The organism is Actinacidiphila sp. bgisy167, assembly GCF_057707665.1.
Window position 1 is genome coordinate 1 of record NZ_JBYIQP010000162.1, and the last position, 4,305, is coordinate 4,305.

Here is a 4,305-nt window from a genome sequence, read left to right on the forward strand (position 1 = left end):
CGGCGACAGATGCCGCGCGTCCCCCACCAGATCGCTCACACATCACCAACGACCCAGAACCCCAACCGTTTCGGCTCAATAAGTGAACGAGGCCGAGCAGGAACCGAGTCCGCCCATGATGGTGGAGAACGTCTTTGACCACTGGAGTCACCAGGGGGAACCCGCAACATGACCGGCACTACGGAGGCCCTTGACGGATCGGCTGCAGTCGACGCAGCACGAAGCGTCACGCGCCCGTTCTACGTATACGCTGTGCTCTCCAACTCGCTTTTCCAGCGCGGCGTATTCGTCATCTTCCTTTATCAGCAAGGCTTCTCCGCTGGGCAGGTGGCCCTCCTCCAAACACTGCTCTTCCTGGTCAGCGGACTTGCGGAGTTGCCGACGGGAATCATCGCCGACCGGATCGGCAGGCGCGCCAGCATCGTGATCGGCCAGGTACTGGTGGCCGGATGCCTACTTGGTCAGGTGACGACCTCCAACTACTGGCTGTTCTTGGCGCTGTTCATTGGCCATGGCGTGGGCCTGGCATGCGTATCCGGTTCGGACACCGCCCTGCTGTACGACCTGCTCGTGCGCCGTGGTGCAACGAGCGGCTACGTCAAGATCAGATCCCGGTTCACCATGCTGGGGACGGTCACCTCGGGGGTCGCCATCATCCTCGGCGGCCAACTGCAGCAGTTCTCCTGGGGAATCGTCTACGCCGGTTCGGCGTCGTGCCTCGTCCTGGCCGTGGTGGTGCTGATGGCACGGGTGCCCGAGATCCGCGGGGCGGACGCGGTGGACGAACAGGACGGAGCCGAGAAGGAGCACGGCGACACCACGGCATGGCGGGCGATGCTTCGGGTCGCCACGCCGGCGCTCGTGACGCTCGTCGTGGTGTCCGGACTGATGCACGCGACGTTGACGCCGTACATCATCTTCACGCAGAAGACGCTCTCCGATCAGGGAGCAAGCACCGCACTGGTCAGCGTGGTCATCTCGGCGGGATTCTTCATCGGCGGACTCACTCCCCTCCTGTCAGACCGCGCCAACCGGCGCATCGGGTACCGGGTCATCGCCCCCGTGTCCCTCCTGGCGCTCGCCGTGGCCCTCGGCCTGACCGGCCTCGGCCTCGTCTGGGTCACCATCGCCGCGTTCCTGATCCTGGTCGGAGTTCCCGAGATCACTGCCGTGCTCGTGGACAACGTGTTCAACGAGGCGGTGCCGTCGCGCCACCGGGCGAGCCTGCTGTCGATGATCGCGTTCGTGGAGTCGGTGCTCATCGGCATCGGCTATCTCGTCCTCGGCGCACTCATGGACGGGCTGGGCTCCAGCGTGGGCATGGCCGTCTACGCCGCGGTCCCCCTGCTGGCGTGTCTCCTGTGGCTCCCGGTGCTCATCCGGGGAACGCGGGTAACCACCGGGAGCGAGGAGGCCGCCAGCCCGAAGGAACCTGAAACAGCCCGTCTCGGACAACGCCCCTGATCGATGAGGAGCCGAAGTGGAACTGATGCAGATCGGGCACAAACAACCGGTGCCGGATCTCACCCCGCCGGTCGTGAACGAGGACGCCCTTTCGGTTGCGCTGGTCTGCATGCCCTGGGCCGTGGTCGACATGCCCTCCCTGGCGCTGAGCACGATCGCCCCGTTGTTCGAGCGGCGCGGAGAGGTCGAGAAGCTCGACGTCGTCTACGGCAACATCTGGTGGCTCGACCACCTGGTCCGGGAGGCGGGCCTCGAACGCGGGCACTACGAGCTGATAGTCGACGCCGAAGTGTTCGGGGTCGGCGAATGGGTCTTCTCCAGCTATTTCCGCCCCGGTGTCGACCCGCGCCACACGAGCTTCTACGACCTCGTGCGCGACAGCGAGAACGTCGACGCCTACTGTGCGATGTTCCGCGCGGCACCCGCCTTCATCGAGGAGCTGGCCCGGGATCTCGTGGCATCGGACGCCGATGTCCTGGGGCTAACGACGACCTTCGATCAGAACATCGCCTCGTTCGCGCTCGCGCACCGCGTCAAGGAGCTGCGGCCGGACGTCGTGACGATCCTCGGCGGGGCGAACTGCGACGGCGTCCAGGGCACGGCGGTCCACCCGCCCGGAGTTCGACTACGTGATCCGAGGGGAGGCGGAGCACTCAATCGCGCCGCTCATCGCCCACATCGCGGCATGCCGCAGCGGTGAAGGGGAAGAAGGACGACGGACTGCTGCGTGCCGTGCCCGGCCTGTGCTGGCGGTCCGACGTCGACGGAGTCACGGTCAGCAACCCCATCGGGCGGACGCCCGTCTCCATGAACGTAGTGCCGGAACCCACCTACGATCACTACTTCCGCGATCTGGGGAAGTCTCCGGCCGCTCCGTTCATCGACGTCACGATTCCACTGGAGGCCAGCCGCGGTTGCTGGTGGGGCGCGAAGCACGCAGCTGCAGCCGGGTGTCGAGAGCCTCTGCACGCCCATCCTGCGCATCATGCGCAAGGGGGTGACCGGGTGGCAGAACGTGCGGTTCCTGCGGGACTGCGCCACCTGCAGGATCTATCCGTCGTGGAACATCCTCGTGGGCTTCCCCGGGAGCAGGACAGCGACTACGCGGCGCTGATCGATTCGATCCCGTCCCTCCACCACCTGACGCCGCCCGCCGGGCCGCTCCCGATCAAACTGGAACGCTTCAGCCCCTATTTCGACGATCCCGCACTCGGTCTCCAGGCCATCGGCCCCTCGCTCAACCTGGTGAGCGCTTACGAGGGGGTGGCGGACGCCCTCGACGACCTTGTCTACGTGTTCGAGTCCGAGCCCGCCGGCATCTCCCCCGCGACGAGCGAGTTGTTGCGCGAAGCGATCGCGAACTGGCAGGCCACCGCATCGGTGTCCCGGCTGGTCGCCCTGCCGGCGCCGGACGACTCATTCGTCGTCATCGACGACCGGCCCGCCTGGCCCTCCCGTGAGCTGGTGCTTCGGCCGGGTCTCGAAGCCGAGGCGTGCCGTGCGCTGGCCAAGGGCAAGACGCTTCCCGCGCTCGCTTCCACGATGCGCTCGCTCGGGATCGCCGTGCGGGAAGGTCAGCTCGAAGAGCTCGTCGAGAACTGGACGGAGCTCGGCATCGTGTTCCATGAGGACTCCACCTATCTGGCGCTCGCGACGGGCTTGCGTTGGTGACGAAGCAGACTGCAGAGCGGCGGTCGAACCGCCGGAGGCTCTTCGCGCCGGTGGATCTCCACTCGGTGCGGAGCAGGGAGGACCTCGTCGCCCTGACCCGGTCGGGATACGCCGGGGTCCGGCTGACCGGTCACTTCGCCATGCCGGAGATGGGCGACGGCGAACTCGTCTCCTTGATCGCGCTGCTCCGCGACGCTCGCGGGGTCGGCCTGCGGGTCTCGTGGAGCGGCGACTGCGGCGCCCTCCGCCACCTCGACCCGCCGCGGCGGCCGGACGGCTCCTTCGCGTGGTCGGCGCAGCAGGGAGGATCCCTCGTTGTCCGGCGCGGTCCGACGTTCCTAGCCGTCGAGGACACGCGCCACGGGGAGCGCCGCCGCATCGACGTCGACCGCTCGGAACCGGCGGCGGCCGTCCTCGACGAAAGCCGCTGGGGGCGCACGCTCACCCCCGCCGAGGCGGCCAGTCTGGACGCTCTCGAATTGCACGACCTCGTCTTTCGTGCCGGCGACCATGGTGTGGGCATTGCCGTGAGACAAGGAGTCTGGTGTGTCTGAAGGCCACATCCTCTTCCGCAGGACGCTCGGCGAGCGGACCGTGCGCGAGGGCCAGGATCCGGCCGCCGCCGTCCCCATGCGCATGGGGACGGCCGGGCTGGGACTGCTCGTCAACGATCACCGCGAAGCCACCCGCATCCTGTCCGACGTCGAGACCTACGGCAGCGCGGGCGAGCTCATGGCGAGCGTTTTCGACGAGCCGGACGATTTCGCATCCGGGACGCGTCGTCCGAGGCGGTCTTCGCGGTCAACCAGACCGACGGGGAAGAGCACCGTCGCGTACGGCGCACGCCTCGGAGGGTCATCGACACCCGCGTGCGCGACGTCTTGGACCAGCTGATCCAGGATGTGCAGCACGCAGTCGAGAGCGCCCTCGTCCTGGGAAGGCTCGACGCGGTCGGGTCGATCGACGTGCCCATCGCCGACGGCGTGATGTCGCGCCTGCTCGGGCTCGACGAGAACCTCGTCTCGGCCCTGAGGACCGCGGTGTACGAGGGGATACCCGGTGCGCGAGCTCGACGAGTTTCGGCCTGACCGTGGAGCCGTCACAATACTTTGGCCATGAACGGTCTCGTCGAACTCCCGATTTGGGCTGAGTGCGCGAATTAGCCTGAGG

At 67.3% G+C, this 4,305-nt stretch carries 5 protein-coding genes; all 5 read left to right on the forward strand.

Going from position 1 to position 4,305, the window contains the following annotated elements; translation table 11 throughout:
- Positions 1 to 168: 168 nt before the first annotated feature.
- On the forward strand, positions 169 to 1,464 hold the full coding sequence (locus tag AC3ET4_RS30310) for an MFS transporter (RefSeq protein WP_431955096.1): 1,296 nt from the start codon (positions 169 to 171) through the stop codon (positions 1,462 to 1,464).
- A gap of 16 nt (positions 1,465 to 1,480) precedes the next feature.
- On the forward strand, positions 1,481 to 2,164 hold the full coding sequence (locus AC3ET4_RS30315; protein WP_431955098.1) for a hypothetical protein: 684 nt from the start codon (positions 1,481 to 1,483) through the stop codon (positions 2,162 to 2,164).
- Positions 2,161 to 3,135 carry a RiPP maturation radical SAM C-methyltransferase gene (locus AC3ET4_RS30320; protein WP_431955100.1) on the forward strand — a complete coding sequence of 325 codons (975 nt, stop codon included), beginning with the start codon at positions 2,161 to 2,163 and terminating at the stop codon, positions 3,133 to 3,135. The genes AC3ET4_RS30315 and AC3ET4_RS30320 overlap by 4 nt, the downstream gene beginning before the upstream one ends.
- A 65-nt stretch (positions 3,136 to 3,200) precedes the next feature.
- A complete protein-coding gene (locus AC3ET4_RS30325; RefSeq protein ID WP_431955102.1) occupies positions 3,201 to 3,689 on the forward strand; it encodes a DUF5825 family protein in 489 nt (162 codons plus the stop codon).
- Between the two features lie 315 nt (positions 3,690 to 4,004).
- Positions 4,005 to 4,223, forward strand: coding sequence for a hypothetical protein (locus AC3ET4_RS30330; protein WP_431955104.1), 219 nt, complete (start codon positions 4,005 to 4,007; stop codon positions 4,221 to 4,223).
- The last annotated feature ends 82 nt before the right edge of the window (positions 4,224 to 4,305 follow it).